At 46.9% G+C, this 26,589-nt stretch carries 28 protein-coding genes, 1 pseudogene and 1 riboswitch; of the genes and pseudogenes, 22 read left to right on the top strand and 7 right to left on the bottom strand.

Going from position 1 to position 26,589, the window contains the following annotated elements:
• Nucleotides 1-129: 129 nt before the first annotated feature.
• Nucleotides 130-984, top strand: a complete 855-nt coding sequence (locus tag K7P76_RS26675) for a sugar phosphate isomerase/epimerase family protein (RefSeq protein ID WP_232189119.1) — start codon at nucleotides 130-132, stop codon at nucleotides 982-984.
• Nucleotides 981-1,979 carry a Gfo/Idh/MocA family protein gene (locus tag K7P76_RS26670; RefSeq protein ID WP_232189118.1) on the top strand — a complete coding sequence of 333 codons (999 nt, stop codon included), beginning with the start codon at nucleotides 981-983 and terminating at the stop codon, nucleotides 1,977-1,979. Before K7P76_RS26675 ends, K7P76_RS26670 begins: the two co-directional genes overlap by 4 nt.
• Nucleotides 1,980-2,029: 50 nt before the next feature.
• Here K7P76_RS26670 and K7P76_RS26665 read toward each other — a convergent pair.
• Nucleotides 2,030-2,269: pseudogene (locus K7P76_RS26665) on the bottom strand (LysR substrate-binding domain-containing protein); the annotation flags it as partial.
• Between K7P76_RS26665 and K7P76_RS26660 the strand changes: the two are divergent.
• The 4 genes from K7P76_RS26660 (at nucleotide 2,174) to K7P76_RS26645 (ending at nucleotide 5,255) form a co-directional block, all read left to right on the top strand.
• Complete coding sequence (locus tag K7P76_RS26660; protein WP_232189117.1) at nucleotides 2,174-2,722, top strand: DMT family transporter; 549 nt, start codon at nucleotides 2,174-2,176, stop codon at nucleotides 2,720-2,722. The pseudogene K7P76_RS26665 and the gene K7P76_RS26660 sit on opposite strands and share 96 nt — an antisense overlap.
• 173 nt (nucleotides 2,723-2,895) lie before the next feature.
• Nucleotides 2,896-3,435, top strand: a complete 540-nt coding sequence (locus tag K7P76_RS26655) for a hypothetical protein (RefSeq protein ID WP_232189116.1) — start codon at nucleotides 2,896-2,898, stop codon at nucleotides 3,433-3,435.
• A gap of 200 nt (nucleotides 3,436-3,635) precedes the next feature.
• On the top strand, nucleotides 3,636-4,049 hold the full coding sequence (locus tag K7P76_RS26650; RefSeq protein ID WP_232189115.1) for a DUF2203 domain-containing protein: 414 nt from the start codon (nucleotides 3,636-3,638) through the stop codon (nucleotides 4,047-4,049).
• A 91-nt stretch (nucleotides 4,050-4,140) separates the two neighbouring features.
• Nucleotides 4,141-4,240: riboswitch (purine riboswitch) on the top strand.
• Nucleotides 4,241-4,319: 79 nt separating this feature from the next.
• Nucleotides 4,320-5,255 (top strand): EamA family transporter, encoded by a 936-nt coding sequence (locus tag K7P76_RS26645; RefSeq protein WP_232189114.1) that lies wholly within the window; start codon nucleotides 4,320-4,322, stop codon nucleotides 5,253-5,255.
• Nucleotides 5,256-5,257: 2 nt separating this feature from the next.
• On the opposite strand, the gene K7P76_RS26640 is transcribed toward K7P76_RS26645, so the two are convergent.
• Nucleotides 5,258-6,931, bottom strand: coding sequence for a ribonuclease J (locus tag K7P76_RS26640; RefSeq protein WP_232189113.1), 1,674 nt, complete (start codon nucleotides 6,929-6,931; stop codon nucleotides 5,258-5,260).
• A gap of 186 nt (nucleotides 6,932-7,117) precedes the next feature.
• Nucleotides 7,118-7,624, bottom strand: a complete 507-nt coding sequence (locus tag K7P76_RS26635) for a C40 family peptidase (protein WP_232189112.1) — start codon at nucleotides 7,622-7,624, stop codon at nucleotides 7,118-7,120.
• 305 nt (nucleotides 7,625-7,929) lie between these two features.
• Here K7P76_RS26635 and K7P76_RS26630 point away from each other — a divergent pair, with 305 nt between their 5' ends.
• From K7P76_RS26630 to K7P76_RS26595, 8 genes are all read left to right on the top strand, one after another.
• Complete coding sequence (locus K7P76_RS26630) at nucleotides 7,930-8,664, top strand: hypothetical protein (RefSeq protein WP_232189111.1); 735 nt, start codon at nucleotides 7,930-7,932, stop codon at nucleotides 8,662-8,664.
• A 141-nt stretch (nucleotides 8,665-8,805) separates the two neighbouring features.
• Entirely contained in the window at nucleotides 8,806-9,567 is a 762-nt protein-coding gene (locus K7P76_RS26625) for a MerR family transcriptional regulator (protein ID WP_232189110.1), read from the top strand.
• A gap of 129 nt (nucleotides 9,568-9,696) precedes the next feature.
• Nucleotides 9,697-11,394 (top strand): sensor histidine kinase, encoded by a 1,698-nt coding sequence (locus tag K7P76_RS26620; protein ID WP_232189109.1) that lies wholly within the window; start codon nucleotides 9,697-9,699, stop codon nucleotides 11,392-11,394.
• Nucleotides 11,391-12,941 (top strand): response regulator transcription factor, encoded by a 1,551-nt coding sequence (locus tag K7P76_RS26615; RefSeq protein WP_232189108.1) that lies wholly within the window; start codon nucleotides 11,391-11,393, stop codon nucleotides 12,939-12,941. Before K7P76_RS26620 ends, K7P76_RS26615 begins: the two co-directional genes overlap by 4 nt.
• Nucleotides 12,942-13,065: 124 nt before the next feature.
• Complete coding sequence (locus K7P76_RS26610) at nucleotides 13,066-14,523, top strand: ABC transporter substrate-binding protein (protein ID WP_232189107.1); 1,458 nt, start codon at nucleotides 13,066-13,068, stop codon at nucleotides 14,521-14,523.
• Nucleotides 14,524-14,583: 60 nt separating this feature from the next.
• Nucleotides 14,584-15,540 carry a carbohydrate ABC transporter permease gene (locus K7P76_RS26605; RefSeq protein WP_232189106.1) on the top strand — a complete coding sequence of 319 codons (957 nt, stop codon included), beginning with the start codon at nucleotides 14,584-14,586 and terminating at the stop codon, nucleotides 15,538-15,540.
• Between the two features lie 21 nt (nucleotides 15,541-15,561).
• A complete protein-coding gene (locus tag K7P76_RS26600; protein WP_232189105.1) occupies nucleotides 15,562-16,386 on the top strand; it encodes a carbohydrate ABC transporter permease in 825 nt (274 codons plus the stop codon).
• Nucleotides 16,387-16,406: 20 nt separating this feature from the next.
• Nucleotides 16,407-17,366: an alpha-L-fucosidase gene (locus K7P76_RS26595; protein WP_232189104.1), complete on the top strand. Its 960-nt coding sequence runs from the start codon at nucleotides 16,407-16,409 to the stop codon at nucleotides 17,364-17,366.
• An 87-nt stretch (nucleotides 17,367-17,453) separates the two neighbouring features.
• Here the strand turns inward: K7P76_RS26595 and K7P76_RS26590 are convergent, their stop codons facing one another.
• Both K7P76_RS26590 and K7P76_RS26585 read right to left on the bottom strand, forming a co-directional pair.
• Nucleotides 17,454-17,840 carry a YkvA family protein gene (locus K7P76_RS26590; RefSeq protein WP_232189103.1) on the bottom strand — a complete coding sequence of 129 codons (387 nt, stop codon included), beginning with the start codon at nucleotides 17,838-17,840 and terminating at the stop codon, nucleotides 17,454-17,456.
• Between the two features lie 113 nt (nucleotides 17,841-17,953).
• Complete coding sequence (locus K7P76_RS26585; protein WP_232189102.1) at nucleotides 17,954-18,967, bottom strand: zinc-dependent alcohol dehydrogenase family protein; 1,014 nt, start codon at nucleotides 18,965-18,967, stop codon at nucleotides 17,954-17,956.
• A gap of 114 nt (nucleotides 18,968-19,081) precedes the next feature.
• On the opposite strand from K7P76_RS26585, the gene K7P76_RS26580 reads away from it, so the two are divergent.
• A complete protein-coding gene (locus tag K7P76_RS26580) occupies nucleotides 19,082-19,468 on the top strand; it encodes a winged helix-turn-helix transcriptional regulator (protein WP_232189101.1) in 387 nt (128 codons plus the stop codon).
• 45 nt (nucleotides 19,469-19,513) lie between these two features.
• On the opposite strand, the gene K7P76_RS26575 is transcribed toward K7P76_RS26580, so the two are convergent.
• A complete protein-coding gene (locus K7P76_RS26575) occupies nucleotides 19,514-20,287 on the bottom strand; it encodes an alpha/beta fold hydrolase (RefSeq protein ID WP_232189100.1) in 774 nt (257 codons plus the stop codon).
• A gap of 333 nt (nucleotides 20,288-20,620) precedes the next feature.
• Between K7P76_RS26575 and K7P76_RS26570 the strand changes: the two genes are divergently transcribed.
• The 7 genes from K7P76_RS26570 (at nucleotide 20,621) to K7P76_RS26540 (ending at nucleotide 26,223) form a co-directional block, all read left to right on the top strand.
• On the top strand, nucleotides 20,621-21,157 hold the full coding sequence (locus K7P76_RS26570) for a PadR family transcriptional regulator (RefSeq protein WP_232189099.1): 537 nt from the start codon (nucleotides 20,621-20,623) through the stop codon (nucleotides 21,155-21,157).
• Nucleotide 21,158: 1 nt separating this feature from the next.
• The gene (locus K7P76_RS26565; protein ID WP_232189098.1) at nucleotides 21,159-22,682 is read left to right on the top strand and encodes a DHA2 family efflux MFS transporter permease subunit; all 1,524 of its coding nucleotides are present in this window, start codon (nucleotides 21,159-21,161) and stop codon (nucleotides 22,680-22,682) included.
• 24 nt (nucleotides 22,683-22,706) lie between these two features.
• Entirely contained in the window at nucleotides 22,707-23,621 is a 915-nt protein-coding gene (locus K7P76_RS26560) for a helix-turn-helix transcriptional regulator (protein ID WP_232189097.1), read from the top strand.
• 317 nt (nucleotides 23,622-23,938) lie between these two features.
• Complete coding sequence (gene tatA / locus K7P76_RS26555; protein ID WP_232189096.1) at nucleotides 23,939-24,139, top strand: twin-arginine translocase TatA/TatE family subunit; 201 nt, start codon at nucleotides 23,939-23,941, stop codon at nucleotides 24,137-24,139.
• Between the two features lie 197 nt (nucleotides 24,140-24,336).
• On the top strand, nucleotides 24,337-25,029 hold the full coding sequence (locus tag K7P76_RS26550) for a DUF3105 domain-containing protein (RefSeq protein ID WP_232189095.1): 693 nt from the start codon (nucleotides 24,337-24,339) through the stop codon (nucleotides 25,027-25,029).
• A 100-nt stretch (nucleotides 25,030-25,129) separates the two neighbouring features.
• Nucleotides 25,130-25,579 (top strand): disulfide oxidoreductase, encoded by a 450-nt coding sequence (locus tag K7P76_RS26545; RefSeq protein WP_232189094.1) that lies wholly within the window; start codon nucleotides 25,130-25,132, stop codon nucleotides 25,577-25,579.
• On the top strand, nucleotides 25,576-26,223 hold the full coding sequence (locus K7P76_RS26540) for a response regulator (RefSeq protein ID WP_232189093.1): 648 nt from the start codon (nucleotides 25,576-25,578) through the stop codon (nucleotides 26,221-26,223). Before K7P76_RS26545 ends, K7P76_RS26540 begins: the two co-directional genes overlap by 4 nt.
• 3 nt (nucleotides 26,224-26,226) lie before the next feature.
• On the opposite strand, the gene K7P76_RS26535 is transcribed toward K7P76_RS26540, so the two are convergent.
• Entirely contained in the window at nucleotides 26,227-26,589 is a 363-nt protein-coding gene (locus K7P76_RS26535) for a c-type cytochrome (protein WP_232189092.1), read from the bottom strand.

Genomic DNA, 26,589 nt, shown 5'->3' with positions numbered 1-26,589 from the left:
TGCGGCTTTTTTGCTATTGGACAAAAATGATAAACATTCCGAGATTTCTGTTAAATCAATTGTATTCGCTTCCACTTATGATTAAGTCAGTAAAACCAACCAACTACCTTATGGAAAGGAACATGGACATTGAAAAAAGGGATTAATATATGGTCTTTCGCGCCAGGGAAAACATTGAGCGATTGTTTGAAATTGTCGAAACAAGCCGGCTTTGACGGAATCGAGCTTGAGCTTGCCGAGAACGGACCGTTAAGCCTGGCATCGTTAGATAAGGATATATTGTCCGTTAAACGGGAAGCGGACGATATCGGTATCGAGATCGCCGGGCTCGCTTCCGGGCTTGGATGGACATACGGGCTGACGAACGCGAAAGCGGATATTCGCGGCAAAGCGGAGGACATCGTTAAGAAGCAGCTTGAAACCGCCGAAATCCTAGGCGTTGACGCCGTCTTGGTCGTTCCCGGAGCCGTCGGCGTGGACTTCATCCCCGATGCGGAAGTAACGGACTATGAGGTTGCCTATCATAACGCGCTTGAGTCGCTCGTTAAGCTTTCCGCCTTGGCGGAAGCACACAAGGTCGCAATTGCGGTGGAAAACGTATGGAATAAGTTTCTGTTGTCTCCGCTTGAGATGAAACGGTTTCTGGATGAGGTAGGTTCCGATTATGTTGGCTCCTACCTGGATATTGGCAATACGGTGCTGAACGGCTATCCCGAGCATTGGATCCGTTCTTTGAACCGCAGAATCAAGAAGGTTCACTTCAAGGATTACCGCCGGAATACGGCAGGGCTAACCGGTTTTGTCGACCTGCTGGCAGGCGACGTCGATTACCCCGCTGTCGTGAAAGAGCTCGGTCAAATCGGCTATGCCAATTATTGCATTGCGGAGATGATTCCGCCTTACCGCCATCATCCGGATCAAATCATCTATAATACCTCGAAATCAATGGATATTATTTTAGGCAGGAGTGAAGCAAACGCATGATTAAAATCGGACTGATCGGTACCGGATTTATGGGCGGGATGCACGCCGCTTGTTATGAAGCGCTTCTGGGCAAACATAATTTCCGCGTTACCGCCGTAGCGGACGCCGATATCAATAAAGCAACGGAGCTCGCGAAGAAATTCGGCGCTCAGGCGTACTCTTCCGCGTCAGATCTTATCATGAATGCAGACGTCACGGCAGTCGATATTTGCCTTCCGACGTTCCTGCACAAGGACATTGCCATACAGGCGATGCGCAAGGGCTATGACGTCTTTATCGAAAAACCGGTATGCCTTACCGGGGAAGAAGCGGATGAACTTCTGCAAGTGCAGCAGGAAACTTCGGCGAGGGTGATGGTCGGACATTGCATTCGTTTCTGGCCGGAATATATGGAGCTTAAGCAGATCGCCGATTCGGGGCAATACGGGCGGATCGTGTCCGGCGTATTCAAACGGATCAGCCCGAAGCCGGATTGGGCATGGCAGAGCTGGCTTGACGACCCGCTTAAGAGCGGCACCGCGGCGTTGGATCTTCATATCCACGATGTGGATTTCGTCCGATACCTGCTTGGAACGCCTAAGCAGATTCAGACGGAAACGGTTAAAGGTATCGGAGTAACGCCGCACATTTTTGCTTTGTATACTTACGATGACGCCGTTATCTCGCTCGAAGGCGGATGGGATTATCCTAAGCAATTCCCGTTTGAAATGGCATTCCGGGTTAAGTTCGAGCAGGCGACCGTCGTGTTCAGCTCGGCGTCTTCGCCATCATTCGTGATCTACGAGAACAATCATGAGGTCATCGAAAGAACGTTCGAGGCGGGCGAGGCAGCGGGTGGAGGGAATATCTCCAGCCTAGGCGGATACATCAACGAGTTGGCTTACTTTATTAGCAGCCTAGAGAACGGCACCGAAATCGCTAATTCGAGCTTGACCGACGGCTGCGATTCTTTGCGGCTTACGCTTCGGGAAATTGCTCTGGCATCGAAAGAGTAACGCAGAAATTTGCCTCCAATCCAGCTTATACGGTGGGTTTGGAGGTTTTGTTATTGAATCGGCAAGCTAGGCAAAGCTCCGATAAAAGCTTGCAAAGCACTGCTGACAAAAGAGTCTTTGCGCGTGATGAATTCGGTTTTCATGCGGCTAAACGAATCGGGCATCTCAAATACTCGGAGCGCGCCTTCATCCTTATGTTTGCTTATGATGGATCTTGGCATGAGGGATATACCGAGCCCTGCGGATACGCCTCCAATAATGGCTTCGAGCGTACCGAATTCCATTGTGACCGAACGTTCGCGGGAGCGATTTGCTTCGCTTCAGCGACTCTGCTCATTAAACGATGGGGCCCCGCTTTCGATATGACCGTACTGGCCTCTTATCAAACGATTGCTGGCGGAATCGCGTTGTTTATCTTAAGCGCGTTTACGGAACGTCCTTATTTTACTTTTAATGGCACATCGGTGACGGTATTGCTCTGGCTTGTGATCCTATGCTCGATCGTCCAGTTTTCGATTTGGTTTTACTTGTTAAGCAAAGGGGATCCCGCCAAGACAAGCGCGTTCTTATTCTTAGTTCCCTTGTTCGGCGTGCTCACGAGTTGGCTGCTGCTAGGCGAGAAGGTAGATTGGTACGTCTATGTCGGAGGAGCATTCATATGCGTCGGTATTTTTCTGGTTAATTGGCAGGGGAAAGCCGATTCGAGTTTACGGATTTCAGAACGGCCGCTGTTGGAAGGTTAAACCGACGGGTTTGCATTGATTAATGCCGTTAACAAAAGGCGCAGATTATGACTCGCGAGATTCGCGGGTTTTTCTTTGCCTGCATTTTCTCTCATTAGAAATTAATAATCGTATGCTAGAATCCGATCAGCGTGTATTTGAGTTTATTATGCCTGTCGGGAGCTGGTCTTGCTATGAACGAGAAAAACAACAAGAGGTTATGGATACCGGCCAAAGAGCGTAAATGGGTTTTCCTATTCATTGTCCTGACTGTTGTGTGGGTTCTATATGGATTGTGGGGAATGTATAACGTTGCATGGATAGACCTGCATAGCAGGGACTTTAAAGAATCATTTAAGAACTATGGTTCCATCGCAAGGCTAATATTGTTTGCTGTATTGGCTTATTATGTATTATCGGTAATCGTGCGGAAACGATGGGCGGATCACTGGGTTTCTATAAAGAAGGTCGTCATCGCCTTGTTGAAAATGACCCGTAAACTCCATACGCCGCTTGCTATCGTTGCCATTGGACTAATCGTTTTGCATGCTATTGGAGCGTTTCTTTACGGTTATAAATGGGACTTTACGAACGTAAGCGGAGTATTGGCAGCCATCGTACTTATTGGCGTACCGATAGCAGGTGTGCTTCGTTATCGCAAGCTTGACCGGAAGTGGCATTTGCGTCTCGGATTAGCCTTTGCCATTCTGTTTTTGATTCATGCCTATTTTTAGGGCGAACGAGTATTTAATGCTCATTAAGGGTAATAAAGCCCAAGAACTGGCACGTTTCATTCAGTATGAAAATGGATTTACTTATCACGTTATAGATAAGAAAAATGGAGTACATGAGATCAGGATGATTGAAAATAGCATTAATCAGAATTATTTAGTACACTTTGAAGTAAGGATTTAGAGTAAGGAGTGGGTGCGAAGTGGAAAGAAAATTGTTTACGCCAAGCGAAGCGAATGAACTGTTGCCCCAGTTAAAAGAGGATTTAGCCATACTGCAGACCTTGGTAGGACAGATTGAGAATCAGTATCTTGAGCTGCAGAAAATAAAAACGATGAGCGAGAAATCGTCCGTTCGCTCGGCAAGCGGCGAGGATCCCTTCTTTGAAATTGAGAGCAAGCTTGATTTCATGCAGATCGAAACAGAACTGTTGATTAATAACTTCGAGCGCAGAGGCGTGATGCTGAAGATGATTAATCCAGGGTTAATCGACTTTCCGGCAGTATTAAACGGGGAGGAAATTCTGATCTGCTGGAGAGAAGGGGAAGAGAGCGTTACCCATTATCATGGTTGGGATGACGGATTCGCTGGAAGAAAGGCTCTGCCTGATGCTTGACTCCTAACGCCTTATGGACCATCAGGGCTATAGTGAGCGATATAATTATTGACAAATGCTAAATGCTCGTGCAATAATCGTCCTATTGCTTATGAAACATCAATAATTTATTCGTATAACCTCACGACATTAGGGTGAGGGTTTCTACGGGAAGCCTTAACTTCCATGCTACGAATATAGAATCATTTTTCGATGATTCTATATCCATAGTTAGGAAGTTTTTTTGTTTTGTTTTATCGTTTGCGAGATTTATAGGAGGTCAACTTAGATATGAAATATATTTTATCGGTTTTGCTTGGGGCGATTTGCTACGGCATCTTATCGACAATAGTCGTTACAGCTTATGGAGAAGGTTATCAGTTGGGAGAAGTCGTGGGCAGTCAGCTGTTAACCGGTTTTATTCTAGCTTGGGGGCTGGTCCTGTTTACGAAATGGCGCGAAAGGCGCAAGAAACAATCAGCCTCCGGGGAGCCAACCGTAAGTGCTGCGAAGCTGACTTGGAAACAACGATTTTACCTGATGGCAGCAGGGACGCCAACGGCCATAACCGGGCTTCTCTATTATGAATCCCTGCGTTACATTCCGAATTCATTGGCCATCATTTTACTTTTCCAATTTACATGGATCGGGGTATTGATCCACGCCATAAGTCAACGTAAACGGCCGAACGGCATCATGTTCCTGACGCTGGCTATATTGTTCGGGGGCACTCTGCTTGCAGCCGGAATTGTAGAGCAGGGGCTCTCTAAGTTTAATTGGATCGGGGTAATTTTTGGTCTGCTATCTGCAGTAAGCTATTCCCTGTTTATTCTTTTTAGCGGGAAAGCAGTGCCATCCGTTCACCCGGCATACCGCAGCGGTTGGATGATCACTGGGGGAATGCTTCTTGTATTTATTTTGTTTCCGCCGCATTTTCTAACCAACGGACTGCTATGGGGAGATCTGCTTATGTTCGGATTTCTACTCGGCTTCTTCGGCGCTTTTATTCCTCCCGTTCTATTCGCGGTGGGCGTTCCGCACATCGGGGAAGGAATGACCGGCATTCTTGGCGCTTCGGAGCTGCCCGTTGCGGTGATGCTTTCTTCCCTCGTCCTGCATGAGCACGTCAGTTGGCTGCAATGGGCGGGCGTCGTATTGGTCATACTCGGCGTCGCTTCTCCGGAACTATTTAAGCTGGCGCGGCGGCGGACTTTCCGCGAAGCTTGAGATTAGATTTGAATGATAATCGGAAGAATCATGGGCCGTCTTTTGGTCTGAGCATAGAGATATTTGCCGATCGATTCTTTAATCGTTTGTTTATAGATGTTCCATTGGTTCACGTTCTCTTCCTGCAATTTGTTGATGGCAGTTACCGTTATGCGGTTTACTTCATCCATTAACCCTTCCGATTCGCGAACATATACGAATCCGCGCGATATCGTATCCGGTCCGGATAGAATTTTGCCTTCCGCTCTGCTGAGCGTGATGACAACGATAAGAATGCCGTCTTCGGATAGAAGCCTGCGGTCACGCAACACGACATTGCCAACATCTCCGATACCTAGGCCGTCCACGAGCGTATTTCCCGTCGGAATTTTCCGGGATTGACGTGCTTCCCGGTTTCTGATGTCGACTACATCCCCATTTTTAACGATGAAAATATGATTCCTGTCCACGCCAACGGCTTCCGCTAATAAGCGATGTTGATGAAGCATCCGGAATTCGCCGTGGATAGGTATAAAGTATTTGGGCTTCATTAGCGTAAGCATTAATTTCAGTTCTTCCTGGCTGGCATGCCCGGATACATGCATGCCCGTCACCGTACCGGATCCATAAATGACTTTCGCGCCCATCTCATATAGATTATCTACGATGCGGGCGACATTTCGTTCGTTGCCCGGAATTGGCGTAGCAGCTAAAATAACCGTGTCATCGCGCGAAATTTCTACTTGCCTATGGTTGGAACTCGCCAATCGGGATAAGGCCGCCATCGGCTCGCCTTGACTTCCGGTACATAGAACAACGATCTCATGAGATGGGTATCTGTTCACATCCATAGCTTCGATCAGCATACCTTCGGGGATTCTCAGATAGCCAAGATCCGAGGCAATGGTCACAACATTGACCATACTTCTGCCGAGCAACGCGAGCTTGCGGTTTGTCTTCTGGGCGGCATCGATTACTTGCTGGAGCCGATGGACGTTGGAAGCGAAGGTGGAGACGAATATTTTGTGCGTAGCTTTGGTAAAAGCTTCTTCGATATGCTCGCCTACAAGCCGTTCGGAGGGGGTGAAGCCGGGTCGCTCAGCATTCGTACTCTCGGACATCAGAGCTAAAACGCCATTTTTGCCAAGGTCGGCCATCTTATGTATATCCGGATATTGCTCGTTAACCGGCGTTAGATCGAATTTGAAATCGCCCGTATGTACGACGGTTCCTTCAGGCGTATGAAAGGCAATTCCTAAGCAATCAGGGATGCTGTGATTGGTGTTAAAGAAGGTTAAAGAGATGTTGCCCATCGTCAAATTGGACTCGGAGTTGATTTGATTCAGTTGCGTTTTTCCAAGAAGGCCATGTTCTTTTAATTTGCCTTCGATCAATCCTAGTGTTAATCGTGTCGCGTAAATGGGCATATTCAATTGCTTTAAAATATAAGGGATGCCCCCGATATGGTCTTCGTGTCCATGCGTCACAATCAAGGCTCGGACTTTATCCTGATTATCAAGCAAATAGGTAATATCAGGGATAATGACATCGATACCTAACAGGCTTTCGTCAGGGAATTTGGAGCCGCAATCGATAACGATTATGTCATCCGCATATTGAATAACGTACATATTTTTGCCAATTTCGTTCACGCCGCCAAGAGCGACAATCGATAGCGTGCTTCCATTTACGTTCAAAATCTGAACCCTCCAAATCAATTTAGTAAGAGTAGTATTTCCTTTTTAGTCCTTTTCAGTCCTAATACGGGCTTTCTGGAGAGGTTCAAGTTGTGGTCAACCTGCGTATGCAAAAAACCATTTATGACAAAGCGTCATAAATGGTTTTATCTCTTATTGCGGATTATTAATTATGGCTTGTCCATTCTAACGAATAACACGACGAGCCGTAACATAAGTTCGATCCCAAGCGCTGCCTGCAAACTTGGATATCGTTACGCCGATTCCAACCCGATAGGTGTGTAGAAGTTGTCCGTTACCCATATAAATACTTACGTGGTTAACGACGCCATCCCGGTTTGTATCGGAGAATATCAAATCCCCAGCTCGCAATTGACTTCTCGGTACATAAGTGCCTACTTTGGATTGCGCCCTAGACGTGCGGGGAAGATTGATTCCATACGGTTTATATAGATATTGAGTCAACGATGAACAATCAAAAGCAGTCGTTCTGCCCGTTCTTGCTCCATGCAGATAAGGAACTCCTAGAAACTGCTTTCCTTTTGCAATTATTTTATTCGCTGTCGTTGTTGCTGATGCGGCATGTGCCGAAGGGGCATTCAAAAGCATGCTGCCAGCGGAAAATACCAATGTAAGACTCAAACAAGCAGCGACTAATCTTTTACCGAAACGACTATTAGTAATGAAATTCATAAGTGCCCTCCTAGTAGATCGATAATTTCTTTGGGGGGGTGGTGAATCCCTAAATAACCATAACACAATTAAATAACCCACCATTTTCCTCTAATAAAAATGAACCAGGTGTCCCATGGTCATTCACTCAATTATTAATAAAAGATGAGAAACTCCACAGAATAATGTTATTGACACTACCACATAAGAATGGAAATTAACCGCGTTATCTAGTACACTTTGTGATATAGGCAAGGAGTGGGTGTGTCGTAGCTAATAAAAAGTTTCAGCTCAGGATTAATCCGGAAAAAGGATGTGTGGGTTAAATGGAAGCGACTAAAGAAAACGGTGTTAACTATTATCCTCCGCAGGATGAATATAGGACGTTCGAGGATGACGAGGATTACGCCGTTAAAGGTAGGAATTGGGGGTTGTTCGGCAAAGCTCCCAAGAAGCAATTTTGGCACAAAAATTCGACGACTCAAAGTTTGGTAACGATTAAAGGGTACCAGGAGTACAAAGTATTATGCTTACTTGTCATTGAATTCGAGAACGGAAATTTATCTTGCATCCACCCTTCCTATCTGAAAGAAATGCAGAGCGGCAATTTCGGCAAAGAACTAGTTAGCGAGGAAGTTGAGTTGACAGAAGGAATTAGTTCTCTGAGCACGGAACCGGAAGCGGACATAACCGAGGCACCTCCGGCGCGCAAACAAAAATCGGCCGAAAAACCGGCTCCGAAAAAACAAAAAGAGCAGAAAGAGAAAATCGATCTGCCGGTTGATAAAGTTAAATTCTCGGCAAAAGTAAAGGAGTTTGCGACGAAGCCGAATCCATTCTCGGATAACGACGATGAAGTGCTGCTCTTTGAAGAAGTGGTGATCTTGAACGATCCGCCGCTTGCCATCGGCGATGCTTGGTGCGGTTATAGCAATACGCTTAAGGCACTCGGGCTAGAGCTTGGGAACATGATGGAGTTCGAGGGAAAAATCGTTGATAAGAAATTCAATAAGGAAATCATCTATAAAGTGAACAACCCTTCTAAAATAACAAAGATTTAATCCTTTAAGCTCGGAAAAACAGCCAACGGACTAACCGTCAGCTGTTTTTTTGTCTTTCCGCAAGAAGGCAAGGAATTTAAGATTAGGGTTGACATTGACGGTACGTAAAGGTGTACGATCGATTTGTCAGGAGGAGTTTACATGGAATATACGGTGCAAAAACTAGGGCTCCTGGCGGGCGTCAGCACCCGGACGCTCCGATATTACGATGAAATTGGCATTCTCAAGCCGGCGAGAATCAATTCATCCGGATATCGCATCTACGGGCAGCAAGAGGTTGATCGGTTACAGCAAATCCTTTTTTACCGCGAGCTGGGTGTGAGCTTGGAGGAAATTAAGGAATTGATAACCTCGCCGACCTTTGACGCTGAGCGTGCACTGAGGGAGCATCGCGCGAAGCTTCTCGAGAAACGAGAACAAATGGATTTGCTAATCGCCAATGTCGATCTGACGTTGGCCCAAAGAGAGGGGACTCTAAACATGAGCGACAAACAAAAATTCGAAGGTTTTAAACAGAAATTGATCAACGATAACGAGAAAAAATACGGCGATGAAATTCGAGCCAAATACGGCGCCGAGCAGATTGACAAAGCGAACAATAAAATCAAAGGCATGACCGAGAAGCAGTATGCCGAACTCGAACAATTGGGCGCCGATATTCACGCTGCCTTAGCTGAAGCTTTCGCCACAGGTGACCCGGCAGGAGAGCTCGCCCAGAAGGCCGCGGATCTTCACCGCCAATGGCTATGCTTTTATTGGGACAGCTATACTAAAGAAGCCCATGCCGGCGTTGCCCAGATGTATGTCGACGATGAAAGATTCACCGCTTACTATGATAAGGACCAGACTGGGGTAGCCGCATTTCTCAGAGATGCCGTCTTGATTTATACGGGACGCAGTTAAGCCATATCGTATACGAAGGGGCCGTTCCAATCCGGTGATTGGAACGGCTTCTTCTTTTTGCCTAAAGGAAAACCCGACCCCGACAACGAATATGCTAGGACAGCAAACAGCAGGAAGGAGGCCAACCCTATGTCGTGGTTGAACAAATTTTGGCAAAGCGTGAATTCCAAGCTTTTCTACAAGATGATCATCATCTATTCGCTGCTGACGGTTATTCCGCTGATTCTGATCATCAGTCTGTTTTATTTCCGCACCACGGCCATCGTGGAGGAGAAAATCCGCAGGACCAGCAGCCAGACGCTTGTGGAGACGGCCGATAAAATCGACGGGATTCTGAAGCTGCTCGAGCAGCAAGCATTGACGCTGAGAAATGAATACGCTGTCAATCGGATTTTGAACAACGACTTCAATTCTGCCGCTTACCCTCTCTCGCGCAAGGAGAGAACCCAACTGGAAACGGAGCTTGTGCGGGAACTGCAGGCGGTGCTGCAAAGAAACGACATGATCGATGCGGCATATGTGTTTAATACCGAAGGAGACGTTTACACCGTGCCTAATGCGCTGGAGGTCGAAAGCTACCTTGCGTTGACCTATATCGCGGGCAATGCCGATCTTAACTCGATCGGATGGGGTTTTTTTACCGACAACAAACGAATCACCTCCGCCCTGAAAGTCGTGGACAGCAAGACGGAGCAGGTGATCGGCTATATCGCGATCATGCTGAAGCCCGATAAATTCGTCGAAACATACGCTTCATATAGCGACGGCGATTTCTATGTCAGCAACGCCAACAATCTTGTACTGTCTTCGCACAACCCCAAAGAGATTAAAACTAAACTCAACATGGCCCATGTGGGCGACGATATGGTGGTGAACCGCCGAAGCTCCGATTATTCCGGTTTTACGTATACGAGTTTCCTGTCCAAGAAGGATTTGAACCGGGAGATCGTCGGGTTGGCTTACTATGCGATCGCCATCACGCTTGCTGCCTGGCTTGTCGTATTTCTTCTGACGTTCATTATACTGAAGCACATTACGAAACCGCTTATTAGATTGAGCGGGCTGATGCGCAAGGCGGAAAGGGAAGAGTTTTTTCAAATTACCGGCATTACGACAAGAGATGAAATCGCCCAGCTGTGCCTGAGCTTTAACCGTCTGATGGAGAAAATTAAATATTTGATCCAGCAGGTTTATAAAGTGGAGCTGTTGAAGAAGGAAGCGGATTTAAAAGTGGTGAGAATGCATTTGAATCCGCACTTTCTGTATAATACGTTGGAATCTATCAGCATTATGGCACGGGGAAACGAGGCGTCGGAAATTCCGAAAATGATCGACATGCTGTCGCGCATTTTGCGTTCTTCGATCATGCCTAAAAATGATTACGTTCCGCTCGAGACGGAAATTCAGTTGGCGTCCTCCTATTTGCAGCTGCACAAGTATCGATACAAGGACAAGCTGCAATGGTCGACTGATATCGAAGCGGGACTTGATGCGGTGCTGGTGCCCAAGCTGATCCTCCAGCCGATCGTCGAAAATGCGATCAAGCACGGAATCGATCAATCGGAGCATCCGGGCACAGTCGTCGTCAGAGCTTACGAGCATCAATTCGACCTGGTGCTGGAAGTGGAGGACAACGGTCCGGGCTTTGGTCTTAAGCCGTCCGGCGCTGCTCGGGGATTGGGGACAGGTCTTGAGAACGTCGAGTCGCGGCTCCATCTTCTGTACAGCGCGAAATACGGAATCTCGATCCGGCAGGGCAATCCGCGGGGAACCGTGGTGCAGATTCGCATTCCGATCATGATAAGCGAAAGAGAGGAAGCGCAATGAAAATTATGATCGTGGACGATGAGGCGTTGATCCGTGAGCACTTGGGCGGTCTTGAGGAATGGGCCGGATTGCAGTGTACGATTGTCGGGGAAGCGTCGAACGGCAGGGAGGCGCTCGAATTGATCCCCGTCGCCAAGCCGCAGCTCGTCATCACGGATATCCGAATGCCCATAATGGACGGGATTGAGCTTGCAGAAAACATTCGCCGCTCCTATCCGAATATTCACGTGATGTTCATTTCGGCTTATCACGATTTCGAATATGCCAAGCAGGCGATGAAGCTTGGGGTGTGCGATTTTATTACGAAGCCGATCCAAGTGCCGGAAATGCTCGACTCGGTGGAGTTGCTGCAGCAAGGCGTTCTGCGGATGAACGAGGACGAGCGGGTCGGGCAAGAGAAAATTATTTCCATGCTGCTGTCCGAGGAGAAGGACACTGAAGATCCGAACCTGCAGCTGCAGTCGTATCAGGTTGATCATCTTGGCACTCAGGTGATGCTCGTCGAAATCGACAATGCCGATCTGATGCACCTTTCGGAGAAACCGCTGTCGCTTATCGTGCTCCGGGAAATTCTCGATCATCGGTTGAAGGATCAGCCTTATCAGTATTGGACTTACCTTGACCGGAGCGGCATTTATATCATTTTGTTCGATGCGGAGGACCTCGGACCGGAGCTGGGCACGGAAAGCATCAATATCGCCAAACTTCTGCTGGCATCCATGCATGAGCTGGCAGGGCACAGTCTGTCGATCGGTATCAGCAAGCCGTTGCCATCCATCCTGCAATTGCGCGAAGGGTTTCGGCAAAGCAAGCAGTGTATGGAGTACAGAATGCTGCTAGGCAAAGGCTCGATCATTTCCTATGACGTGCTCGAGAATTTGGAGAAAGGCCGGGTCCACAAAGAAGAGAAAATACTGAACGAGTTGATGATACATGTCAGACGCGGTGACAGCGAGCAAATATCGGCCTGTCTTCGGACGGTTTACCGGGACATGCTCGCAGCGGGATTAAACAAAAACGTCATTCAGCAATACGCCACCGAAATTTTAAGCCGAGCCGACCGAATGAGGGATGAGCTTCATATTCCCGTTCCGGATGAAACAAGGATCGAAACCCAGAGGAAAGTATTCGGTTACAGCATTTTATCGGATTTGCTGCAGTTTCTTTCCCGGTATTTGCAAGATTTGGCCGAGGAGATCGCACGACATGCCAATACGGGAACTCCGTCGATCATCAAACGTGTGAAAGACTTTCTTGACAAGCATTGCACGGAAGACGTCACGCTTGTTTCGTTATCCGGCCATCTCCATATCAACCATTCTTATCTTTCCCGTCTAATCAAGAAAGAGACAGGCGTCAATTTCCGGGATTTGCTTTGCCAATACCGGATCGAGAAAGCGAAGGAAATGATGAAACAGGCCGAAATCAAAACGTTCGAAATCGCCTACGAGGTGGGGTTCAAGGATCCGTCCCATTTCAGCCAGGCGTTCAAACGAACGGTCGGCGTCAGCCCGTCCGAATACCGGGATTCCATCACGCCGTCCTAAAATGGTCAATTAGAACACAGAAATGTAAACTGGCATAATTCCTTTTCTACTACGTCGCCGACTACAATGAATATAGGGCATCGGCGATGCCTGACGGAATATCACATGAGAAGGGGTGTAGACATTGAGAAAAAGACTTGCTGGTTTTGTAAGCGTTTTACTAATGCTGTCTTTGGTGGTCGCTGCTTGTTCCGGGAATGGAAATAAAGGCAACTCCGGAAACGGAGCTTCCACGAATGAAGAAGGAGCCAAGCCCGAGGAGAGTAAAAAACAAGTCACGATCAAGTTCGATCCGCAAGGCCATCTTCCGAAGAAGCCCGACGCAACCGATCCAACGGAAAAGAAAGTGTTGGACGAGCTAAACAAGGAATATATGGAGTTGCACCCGAACGTGAAGATAGAGTTGGTGAAGGTGCCGGCGAACCAGGACCGCAACGCCTGGCTGCAGGCAAGAATGATGGCGGAGGACGCGCCGGACATTTTCTGGGCGAACTTCGAGGACACGTGGAACAATTACAAGAAGGGCTGGTTCCTCCCGGTCGACGAATGGTTGAAGAAAGAAAATCCTTATAACGAGAACAAGGTTTGGGAATCGACGTTCGTGCCCGGCATTCTTGACTCCGTGCGCGCGCCGGACGGCAAGCTGTACGATATTCCGGCCGATGGCGTGGGCGTGGCGATTTTCTACAACAAAAAAATATTCGAGAGTCTGAATCTTCAAACTCCGAAAACATGGAAAGAGTTTATGGACATTTCCGCGAAAATCAAACAATCCGGCGTTACGCCTTTCGCCTTCAACATTGTCAACAAAGGCTGCTGCGACCCGCAATGGTCCGACGCTTTGATTCACAACCAATTCCTGATCGGTAACATCGCCGATCTGGACACGAACAAGAATAACCGCGTGGATCCGCTTGAAATCGCCAAAGCGACGCAAGCGGGGAAGCTTCCGAATACCGAAATCCGCAAACAGGAGTTTACGCTCTTCAAAGAATGGTCCCAATATTGGCCGAAAGGGTTTGCCGGCAAATACGACAAGAATGAAATGTTCGCATCCGGCAAAGCGGCGATGATGTTCGGCGGAAGCTGGACCATCTCCGAGCTGAAAGCGATGAAACTTCCGTTTGATTACGGCTCGTTCAACTTCCCGACGATTACGAAGGAATCGGCTTCGCTGTCGTTGGAAACGGGCGCCAAAATTTACGGACCTTGGGGTCCGGGCCAATGGATTATTCCGGGTTACCTGCAGAAAGAGGATCCGGATAAGGTCGAGGCGGTCATGGATTATCTGATGTTCCTGAGCAAGCCGGCAAACATCTCGGCTCTCGATAAGGAAACCGAGTCCGAGCCGAATATTGACGGCGCCGAAGCGCCGACGGGACACGAGGTGTTCCACGAAGATCTCCCGATCATCGTCATTCAGCATTACAACGCTTACCTGGGCAAAGCGTTCGGCGACAAGTTCGACAGCGCGTTCTCCCTGTACTTGACGGATCAATTAAGTCTGGATGAGTTCCTGAACCAAATCAAACAGTTCTACCAGCAAGGGGCAAAAGAAATCATCGAGCAGCAAGGCGAATAATTTGCCGGTAACAGGGAGAGGGGAATTCCCCTTTCCCTGTTCGCTAAAGGAGGTTACACCATGTCGTATAACAGCGCCGATCTGACCGTCAAGCCGGTACCCGTTCCTGTTAAGGCTCCGCGCGTCAATAGGAAGCACAACAACCTCGTCGCCTATTTGTTTCTGCTGCCGACGGTTGTCATGATTCTCGTATTTAACTATTATCCCGCTCTTTCTGCGTTCGTATATTCGTTTACCAATTGGAATGGATTCACGACGCCTAAATTTATCGAACTGCAAAATTTCGCCGAGATGTTCTCCACAGCCGTATTTTCCCAAGCGTTCTTGAACCTGTTCTGGCTGGCGCTCGTCCGCGTACTTACGGCCATTACCGTTCCGCTTATCGTCGCTTTTCTCATTTACAAGGTCAGAAGTCCCAGGCTGCAAAATATATATCGGTTGTTGTTCGTCTTTCCGCTCGTCATTCCCTTGATGGTCATTCTTCTGTTGTGGCAATTTATATTGAACCCCGACGTCGGTTTGATCAACGCGATATTGTCCGCCATCGGCGTACCCGAGAGCAGCCAGCCGATCTGGCTGGGAAGCCCGGAAACGGCGCTCATCTCGATCATGCTGATCGGGTTTCCATGGGTGGACGGAGTCGCGATGCTGATCTACCTGGCCGGTTTTCAAAATATTCCCCGCTCCATTGTCGAAGCGGCAACGGTTGACGGCGCAGGCGGCTTCCGCAAACTGATTTCGATCGAATTTCCGCTGGTGCTGTCCCAGGTGAAGCTGATTCTGATCCTAACGATCATCGGCACGCTGCAGACGTTCCAAACCCAGCTCGTGCTGACGGGCGGCGGTCCCGGTTATTCAACAACCGTTCCAGGGCTCGTCATGTATCAGGAAGCGATGAGCAACAACCGTTTCGGCTTCGCCTGCGCGATCGGCGTGGTGCTGTTTATGCTGATTTTCGCTTTGACGCTGGTCAACAACAAATACCTCCGTTCTTCCATGGAATACGGCAGTGAATAATACAGAAAGGAGGGAACCGATTTGACGAATTATATCCGGCTTCGTTCCCTATTTACGCACGGCGGCATCCTGTTTATCGGTTTATTGACGATCATACCTTTCTTCATTCTGGTGAATTTGTCGTTCAAAGATTCATCCCAGTTTAACCTGCATCGTTGGGCGATCACGTTTCCGTTTCATTTCGCGAATTATTCGGCTGCGTGGCAGGTTATCCGGTTGTACATCTGGAACAGCTTCGTCGTCAGCGGCGTAACGGTCGTTGCCGTTCTGGCGGTATCGTGCCTGGCGGCGTACCCGATGGCCCGGATGAAGTTTTTCCTGAAGGAGAAAATTTATTATCTCATCATCGCGCTTCTAATGATTCCGTTTACCTTGACGCTCGTTCCTTTATTCAGCCTCATTATCGATCTAAAGTTTCTAGACAGCTGGCTTGGACTATGGGGACCGTACATCGCGGGCGGGCAAGTATTCTGTATTTTCGTCCTGCGTTCCTTCTTCTCCTCTCTGCCGGAAGAGATGTTCGAAGCGGCGAGGGTGGATGGCGCCGATGAGCTCAGAATCCTATTCTCGATCGTGCTTCCGCTGTCGAAAGCGATCATTGCGACGCTTGGCGTGCTTAATGTACTCAATACGTGGAACGATTACATTTGGCCATTGATGGTCATCAGCGACGAGAGCAAAATGCCGCTTACGCTCGGGCTGACGACGTTCCAGCAGATGTTCACCACGAATTGGGGTCCGCTTTTTGCCGGTTATGTCATTGCATCCATTCCGTTGATCGTTCTGTTCATGTTCGCGAGCAAGCAATTCGTGGAAGGTCTGGCTTCCGGTTCGATTAAAATGTAGCGGAAGAAGGGAGTTCAACCATGGAAGGAAACCAGCGATTAAGCCTGCAGCAACTGCAAAAGTGGGAAGCTTTAGGTTATGGGATGTTCATTCATTTCGGAATGAGTACTTTCGACGGAGAAGAGCTGTCCTCGGGGCTTCAACCGTCGACGATGTATGCCCCGGATGAACTCGATGTAGATCAATGGATTCGCGTGGCTAAGGAAGCGGGGATGAAATATGCGGTACTGACAACGAAACACGTGTCCGGACATTGTTTGTGGCCGTCAAAATATACGGATTACCATGTCGGCACAAGCGGTAATCCGACGGATGTCGTGGGTGAATTCGTCAAGGCATGCAAGAAGTATGATATCATGCCAGGGTTGTACTATTGCTCTTATGACAATCACCATTTGTTCGGATCCTTGACTCCTTCTCATACGGATGGAAAGGATGCATATACGACAGAGGAATATCAGCAATTTCAGTCGCAGCAAATCGATGAACTGCTTACCCGGTACGGGCCGATTGGCGAAGTGTGGATCGATATTCCCATGATTTTGCCGCGCGGGTACCGCCATAAGCTTTACGATCGAATTGCGGCTTTGCAGCCGGACGCCATCATTATGATGAATCACGGAATTGGCGACGGCTCCGAATTCAGCGTCATAAGAGCTTGGCCGACGGATATTATGGCCATTGAGAGATTTCTACCGAATAGCCATAACGGTTATGATCCATGGAAGGAAATAGAAGGCAAAAGGTGCTATATGCCAGGGGAAGTTTGCGACCCGATTGGGTGGGAATGGTTTTATGTCGATGGCGATGCGCCAAGAAGCGATGAAGAATTGCTCGGAATGTATTTGGTGGCACGTGCCAGAAAAACTAATCTGCTGCTTGACGTAGGCCCGGATAAGCGGGGGAAAATTCCACAGCATTACGTCGATTCGTTAATGTGTCTGAAAGAGAATATCATCAAGGTGACAGGGCATATATGAATGAATAGGGGTTGTCCCGCAAGGTCTGAGAAGACCGGAGGGGCAACCCCTTCGTATTATCTATCCGGTCAATTATCGCTCGTGCCGTTAGTAGAACATATAACGATATGCGGCAAATGATATCCATAGGAAAGCCATTATCCATACCAAAATAATTAAACTTCCGACAAGCCAATTTTTCGGTTTTCCATTCTTTAATCGGTCTTCGGCTTTTACTATACACTCCTGAATTACTGCTTTAGGCATCATTTTCAATGCTAACGCAACGCCGAGTGGAACTAGTATCACATCATCCAGATATCCTAATAGGGGGATAAAATCTGGAATCAAATCAATTGGGCTGAAGGCATAGGCCACAACACATACGGCAAATACTTTGGCATACCAAGGAGTGCGATTATCCTTATATGCAAAATAAAGGACAAAGACCTTTCTTTTTAGCAGTTTAGCCCATATCCTTATTTTCTCAATCATAAGCACCAGTTCTCCTGTTTTCTATACGGTTACTCTATAATACCATGCTTTACTGCCCGTTTAGCTTAATAGAGAGCCTAGTATAATTCTTTATTATTTCTTACACTCATTTCTTAGAATTTAATGCAGATCTTCCCGAAATGCGCGCCATTCGCCATGTAACGAAGCGCATCGACAGCGTCTTCGAACGGGAAAACGCGGTCGACGACCGGGTGAAGCTCGTTCTGTTCGATAGCGCGGTTCATCGTTTCAAACATTTCGCGGCTGCCTACGTTGATGGCTTGAAGCCGTGCTTTTCTTAGTATGGCGGGAACGATATTGAAACCTTCCACATTGGCGCCCGATAGAATACCGATCATGCTGATGTGCCCGCCTACCCGTAAAGCCGAGATCGACCGGTTAAGCGTTGACGAGCCGCCAAGATCGACGATATGATCGGCTCCGCGGCCATGGGTCCACTCAAGAACGGCCTTGTCCCAATCGGGTATTCGTTTATAATTGACAGTGAAGTCTGCACCTAGAGATGTCGCCCGTGCTAGCTTCTCGTCGCTGCTCGATGTTACGATGACCTTTGCGCCGCGGAGTTTAGCGAATTGAAGTGCGAATAGGGAGACGCCGCCGGTTCCTTGCACGACGACAGTATCGTCGGCTTGGACGTTGCCTTCCTCGACGATTGCGTGCCAAGGGGTCACGCCCGCGCAAGGGAGCGCAGCCGCTTCTTCATCCGTTAGATGCTCGGGAACAAGAACCAAACCTGTCTCGTTCAATACGACATATTCGGCGAGAAGTCCATCTAATGGGTATCCCAACGTGCTCACCCAATTCTCTTTCGTTGGATCGCCGGAGATCCAACTTTGGGTAAAAATACCGCTCACACGATCACCCAACTTGAACTTGGACGCTGCATCCCCTAAAGCAACAATTTCGCCGACTCCATCGGAAACCGGAATGAGCGGCATTTTCAGATTCGGGTCATAGAACCCGTTGATCACGCCCAGATCGCGTGAATTAAGCGAAACCGCCCGCATTTTGATAAGGACTTCGTTATGGCCGGGAACCGGTATCGGACGTTCAGCTGCCGTCACGTGATCAAGTCCGAATCCGCCTTGAATTTCATATGCCTTCATAGTTGATCTCTCCTTCAAATGGGTATAGACATACATTAATATATGAACTAAATTTAAGTAAGTAGGCACTTTTAGGTTCATAGGGAACCAAAAGGTGCGCAAGGAGGACAAGAAATGACAGATCCGATGCAAAAAATACGCCCAGACATCTCGATTCAGGCTTGCGGTTATAGCAGGGTGTTTGAAATTATTTCAAATAAGTGGGCGGGACTCGTTTTCTACGCTTTGGAAGACGGAAGTTTGAGGTACGGGGAAATTAGAAGGCGGATTGAAGGAATTTCGCAGAAAATGCTCACCCAAACGCTTCGACATCTGGAAAGGGACGGATTAGTCAGACGGGAAGTCATCCCATCCATACCGCCGGTCGTCGATTATTGTCTGACACCGCTCGGTGAAACGTTAATTGCACCTATGAGAGAGCTGAAGCAATGGACGATGTCCAATTATTCGCGTGTCGAGCAGGCGAGAGAGGAGTATGATCGGTTAGGGGGGCAGGAGTAAAACCGGAAGAGAAGCCAGTCTCGAATAGTTCGCTCTTGCCGGTGGTCAGTGTGTGAAACGGCGTACGAACTGGTTGATCTGTTCGTTCAATGGTCCGGGGGCTTTCGTGGGAATCCGGTGATCAACATTTTTAATGAAAATCAGCTCACTCTGCGGCAATCGTTGCTGCAACATTTTGGCGTAAGGATGGAAGTGTTTGTCCTTTTCCCCATAAACGAGCAGGACGGGAAGATGGATTTCCCTGAGCTGCGCTGTACAGTTATAATTCAAGCTGTATCGGTAATACTGCTCCGCATTTCTGGCATTTCCTTTTTTCGCATCGTTGAATAACTCAAGGAACAAAGAAATATTTTCAGCTTGTGTCCAGGCATTGGAAAACGCGATCGAGCCGACTGCTCCGATTTTGGAGAAAACAGCGCCCAAAAATATTTTGTTTCTTAGGCGCCATTCGTTCACTTCCGACATTCCACCGATAACGATACCTCCCAATGCCCGATCGGGATGAGTCAAGAGAAACTCAAACACAACCGAACCCCCAGTAGAATATCCGCACAAGAATATTTTTTCGATGCTTAACTGGTCTATCAACCGTTTGATATCCTGAACGATTAAAGGATAAGTAATCGCTTGTTTGGAAGACTGGCTCTTGCCGTGTCCTCTGATATCAAAAGCAATGGTTCGAAAAAGAGACGACAGCCCTTGGATTTGGTATATGAAATTTAAGCTTGTAAGTACCGGAGGATGAATAAAGAGGATGGCGGTTCCTATTCCGTGATCGATATAATGCATCAAGTATCCGTTTATGTTAGAGGTAGTCATTTTATCGTCACACTCCATGTTAAATCATCCATGAGTTGGTTTCTGCACAACTATGATATAGAGTGTCCAGATTGAAAGAAAGTACTCCCTAAAATAAACCGGGAAATTTTGAACCATTTCTTAGTAGAAATCGGCCGCCAACAAATCACACAGCCTCTTCGTAACCGGTTTTTTCGATAAGCGTCCATCTCAAATAATCAAAGAACGGCTCTGTTGCGATATTTGCGACCAGATCCGTTTTTTTGTGCCAGAGAATAGGTTGTGGTTTATATATTGACTCGATATATATTGATTTGATATATTAAAGCCGAAAAACAATAAGGAGGTCACTCATTGAACAGCCAGGACGTTATTCTAGGCATGCTTATGAAGCGTTCGTTGACGGGTTACGAGATCAAACAATTATTGGAGAATTTATTTTCTCATTTCTATAGCTCAAGCTATGGCACGATTTATCCCATGCTGAGCCGGATGGAGAAGGAGAAGCTGATAACGAAGGAAAACATAGTCCAGGAAGGTAAGCCGAATAAAAACGTATATACAATAACGGACATCGGCAAAGGACAGTTTAACAGCTATTTGCAAAGTCCCATGGAATCGGAATCCGTCAAATCGGATTTTCTGATGAGGCTATATTTTGGCCAGTTTGTCGGGTATGGCAAGGTGATCGAATGGTTGCTGGATGCACAACAAGATGCGCAAAAGCAGTTAGATGAGATAAATAAGAAGTATTCTCTCTATAAGGACCAAATGCAACCGACACAGATCATATGCATTCGGATGGGGATAAAAGCTTATAGCTCTAAGCTGGAAGTAATCGAAGAGGGATTGGCAAGCATCAGACAATTAGAACAAGGGGAGAGGAATTAGAATGGCCGGATCAAGTTCGAAAAAAGGTCTTATTATCGTTGCGATGGCACTTGGATTATTGATGTCATCTCTGGATAATACGATCGTCGCTTCATGCATTAACAAATTAAGCGAGGATTTTAACGTTTTTGATAAAGTCAGCTGGGTATTCACGGCCTATATGCTGGCGGCTACAAGTACGATGCTGGTATTCGGGAAAATGTCCGATTTATTCGGAAGGAAGCTGTTTTATATGATCGGAATCGGGATGTTTCTCGTCGGTTCGGCTTTATGCGGGGTTGCCCAGAACGTCGATCAGCTCATTTGGTTTCGTGCAATTCAAGGGATCGGATCCGGTGCCTTGTTTCCGATCAGCTTCACGATCATTTATACGATCTTCAACGATCCGAAGGATGCGGCCAAGATGTCCGGCGTATTCGGAGCGATATTCGGCTTATCATCCGTTGCGGGGCCGCAATTAGGCAGTTTCATTGCTGAACATTTGGGCTGGAGATGGAATTTCTACGTCAATGTGCCGATCGGTTTAGCTTCGATGATCATCTTGATGATCGCTTTGAAGGAAACCCGTTCGGAACGTAAACCGAAAATCGATTATTTGGGTACGATTTTCCTCATCATTACAACCGTTTCTTTAATGCTCGCGCTGGAGTGGGGCGGCAAAGATTACGCTTGGAGCTCATGGCAGGAAATTAGCCTGTTCGCTACAGCTGCCATAGTCGGTACTTTGTTCATCCTAGTCGAACTTCGCGCATCCGAACCGGTTCTTCCGCTTGGCATATTTAAGAATAAGATGGTTTTAGGAACAAGCATTATTTGCTTCTGCCAAGGAGTGCTCATGTTCTCGGCGATTACATACTTGCCTAGCTTTACGGTTGGCGTACTAGGACATTCCAACTCCAATGGAATCTTAACGCCGATGATGGCATCATTAATTGCTGGGGCGATGGCTTTCGGTTTCTTGCAATCTAAATTTGCTTTTCGCACGTTGATGTTGTTTAGTATGCTTATGTCCATTATCGTTGCTTCTTTGCTTTCCATTGTTAGCAGCGACGCTTCAAGCGGGTATATGATCGTACTGATGATATTGCTTGGCTTTGGCGCAGTAGGACCATTGATGAGCGTGGCTCAGAGCTCAATCGCCGCGAACGTCGATCCGAAATATATGGGCGTTAGCTCCTCCATCGTTGGCTTCTGGCGAAGCATAGGCGGCGTAATGGGGGCATCCATTATGGCAACGATCGTCAATAACAACTTGAATACGTTAATATCGGATGGTGCTGCCAAAGTCGGAATTCCTGCGGATAAAATAAACACGTTAGCTAATCCGGAGCTGTTAATGCGAGCGGCGGATAAAATCGATCCCCCTATTCGCCAGTTTCTACAAGAGTCACTGGGAACCGCAATTAATCACGGCTTTATCCTTAGCATTTGCGTCGGCGGTATTGGTTTGATTACGGCGATGTTCGTTGGTGCGGGCAGGCTTGAATCCGCGAAGAAACCTCAATCCAGCGCTGCTCATATGTAGATAATTCTAATTGGAGTGATGGCATTGAAATTGGAACGGCTCATTTCCATTACTTATGCTTTGCTGAACAATGAGGTAATTTCCGCTTCGGATCTTGCTAATAAATATCAGGTTTCCCAGCGAACGATTTATCGGGATATCGAAGCAATAGGCGCTGCCGGTATTCCCGTCGTGTCCTATCAAGGCGTTAACGGCGGGTTCGGTATTATCGAACAATACAAGATGGATAAGAGTTTACTCCGTTCAGAAGATATTCAATCCTTGATCACTCTTCTTCATAGCACGTCAACCGTATTCAAGGACAATCGGGCAGAAGAGACCATCGACAGGCTTCGGACGATTCAACCCGAAGAACGGAATCCCGCGCTAACAATGGATTTCGGAAGCTGGAGAGCTAACAACGATATACTATATACGCTGCGAACGGCGATTAACGATGGCACTGTCGTTCGTATGGAATACATCAATTCTAAAAGCGATAAAATGACTCGAATCGTAGAACCCGTGAGCCTCCATTTCAAGTATTACTCTTGGTATTTGCAAGGTTATTGCAGAGCCCGTGAGGACTATCGAGTATTCAAGCTTTCGAGAATAACCGATTTGGTTACCCTGCGGGAACGATCAACGAGAAGTCATGCTGAGGCCCCGATAAACTTCTGGTCGGATAACAATCAAGAACAAGACATCGAGAGCGCAGTTCTTCATTTCTCGGGAGCTTCATTAGCAAGAGCATTGGATATATTTTACGCGGAAAATAAACATTTTAATGAAGACGGCACTCTTACGATCAAAGCGATGTTTAATCCAACGGATGCCGACTGGTTGTTGGCAACGATCTTAGGTTTTGGCGAAGAAGCGGTCATTCAAGAACCGCTTATGTTAAAGAAGCTGCTTAAAAATAAAATCGAGAAAATGTTAAATAAATACTCGGAAGTATGACAGACAGCTGTCATACTTCTTTTTTTATAATGATTACAGGAACTCAAACAGACGGAGGAGGGATTAGCAACTTATGTTAGAGCACACTTTCTTTCTTGAGGAAAAAGTAAGACAGCATAGGCTGGAAATCGAAAAAGTAGATAGGAACGCATGGAAATGGAAAAAATGTCGTCCGAGAATGCTTAAAGACTTCATTACGCTCAACCCCTTACGGCTTCGTATTAAATGAACATGATGAAGTTCACGTCAATCGTGAGCTTTTTTTTATGCGGCACTGCGTTAGGCGGCATTGTGGAAAAAAGGAAGAAGGTGCTGCTATGTTTAACAATGTCGGCATATCAGGGCTCATTATCATATTTGCCATCGCTTTGATCGTCTTCGGACCGGCCAAGCTGCCCCAGTTAGGCCGAGCTTTCGGCGATACGCTCCGGGAATTCCGCAACTCCACCAAAGGGAACGTGGACGAGGCTCCGGAAGACAAAGTGACGATCGTTGAATGGGATAACTCGAAAAATTAATTAAAGGGAAACAATAATGGAGGGATACCGGATTTTTCCGGTATCCTTTTTTGATTCGAAAGCATTATTGCGATAGAATCGCATAAATCGCGGGTTTTTTATTTATTTTAAGTTCAGATTAATGTTTGTAGAGTTTAATAGGGATAGAAGGTTATGATGTACTTATTAGAAAATGATGAGGATGGGGCGATCGAGTTATGATTATCGGTACTTTAGGCGGGATTATCCTTATTCTAGCGATAGTAAGTTATCGTTATGCTTCGAAAGTGAATAAGGGAAATACGAGCCAACTTAAGAAGGACCAGAAAGCCGCATTAAAAAAGAAAAGCCGGAAAATACGATTGGCCGCGCATTGTATGGTCGTTGTTTCTATTCTGCTCGTATTCATTGCTATATTACCGAGCTTGAGCAACAAGTACGATATGGATACCCTTAATTATAACGTTCCAATTGAAGTAACGACTGACCGCGATTACGGCCAGGGACATTCGGAAATGCCTATTCAATATGAGATGAAGATTCCGACTTCGGGAATGCATAGTCCCCACGATTTGAAATTCGGATTTTACGAAGAAAAGCCGACTAACGAGTTATTGGTCCATAATCTGGAGCATGGGGATATTGTAATTTATTATCGTCCAGATGCAAATGCAACCGTCAAGGATGCCGTAGATTATTTGTCCCATTTCACGAAAGCGGGATCGGGCGTGCTGGCAGTTCCGAGCAACGATATCCCGGAGGGCAAAGAAGTCGTTCTTACCGCATGGACGAAAACAATGGCGTTGACGGTGTACGACGAGAAACAAGCGGGCACTTTTATCTATCAATACATCAATCAAGGACCGGAAAAAATTCCGCCCAACATCCGTCTTGGAGGCGGAACGATGTAGTAATAGCTGCTGCTCCGTTAATTCATAGCCCCTTCGAGTCATGTTCGAATAGCTGATCTCACGATATAGTTAATCTATAGTGAGATTCGGAGGGATGCAGATGAGTAACTCAAGCAGCAAAAAAAGCAATTGGTTGTTCATAGCATGGGCGATTTCAGTGGTTGCAACGGCAGGAAGCTTGTATTTAAGCGAATATTTGCATTTTACACCGTGCAGTTTGTGTTGGTACCAACGTATTTTTATGTATCCAATGACGATTCTGCTGGGGATTGCTTCGGCTCGTAACCAAACTCAAATCGTCCCTTTCGTTATGCCGATGGTTGTCATAGGCGGCGGATTTTCTATTTATCATATTTTCATACAAGAAATGCCTCACAGTGGGTCCGTTGCTTCTTGCGGTCCTGTTTCTTGCATGGAAGATGTATTAAATGCATTTGGTTTTCTTACCGTACCTATGTTGGCATTAACTGCCTTCGTTCTTATATTCATTGCTTTATTGCAAATTAGACGACTGGATAGGATCGACTCCACGAAAGGGCCGCTCCTATGATCCAAACCATTCGGGTTCTTATCGTAGACGATCATAAACATGCTCGCGAGGGTATGGTAACTATACTAAGTCTGGATCCTCATTTCGGGATCGTCGCCGAAGCGCAAAACGGGTTAGAAGCGATAAGATTGACGGCTGAATGGATGCCGGATTTGATTCTCATGGACATTAACATGAAGGAAATGGATGGACTCGAAGCGACCAAACAAATCAAGTCGAGATTCCCCTATGTTAAGATCGTGATGGTTACCGTATCGGATGACATTACGCATTTATTCGAAGCCTTGAAGAAGGGTGCGCACGGCTATCTACTCAAAAATCTAAATCCGAAAGCTTGGCATGAATACTTAAAAGCGATTATTTATGACCAAGCCCCGCTATCAAGAGAGCTCGCGCATCGCATTCTGCTCGAATTTTCTCAGAGGGAAACGCCGAAATCTTCAGATACTCCTCTTACGCCTAGAGAACAAGAAATTTTAAGATGGGTAGCCAAAGGAACATCCAATCGCGACATTTCCGAGAAATTAGACATTTCCGAACATACGGTCAAAAATCATTTGAAAAATATTTTACAAAAGCTGCAAATGGGCAATCGAGTACAACTGACTCGTTATGCGTACGAACAAGGTTATTTTCACCATTAATCGTTACTTTAGGGAACCGAGCCAAGTCGTAAGGGTTAACAACTGATCCTCTGTCAATCGCTCTTTGAATGCAGGCATTCCGCCGCCCCCGTTGGCTATTTGCTTGTATATCTCTTCTTTGGACATTTGAGTCCCGACATGAGTAAGTTCCGGACCCAATTTACCTTGCATTTGATCTCCATGGCAGGAGAGGCAAGAAATCTTATACAGTTGTTCGGAAGCCGAGGCATCGACTGCCCTGTCCGGGACAACGATTTTATTGTCTCTTTCTGCAGATTGTTCCTTTTGGGGAAGACCTGTTAACAACAAAACAGCCCCAACAATGCAAGCCAAACAGACTAATCCCGCCATCAACCACTTTTGCAT

It is taken from the genome of Cohnella silvisoli, assembly GCF_021190915.1.
GTDB classification, from domain to species: domain Bacteria; phylum Bacillota; class Bacilli; order Paenibacillales; family Paenibacillaceae; genus Cohnella; species Cohnella silvisoli.
Note: the sequence above shows the minus strand (reverse complement) of the source record. Positions and strands in the feature narration are given on the sequence as shown.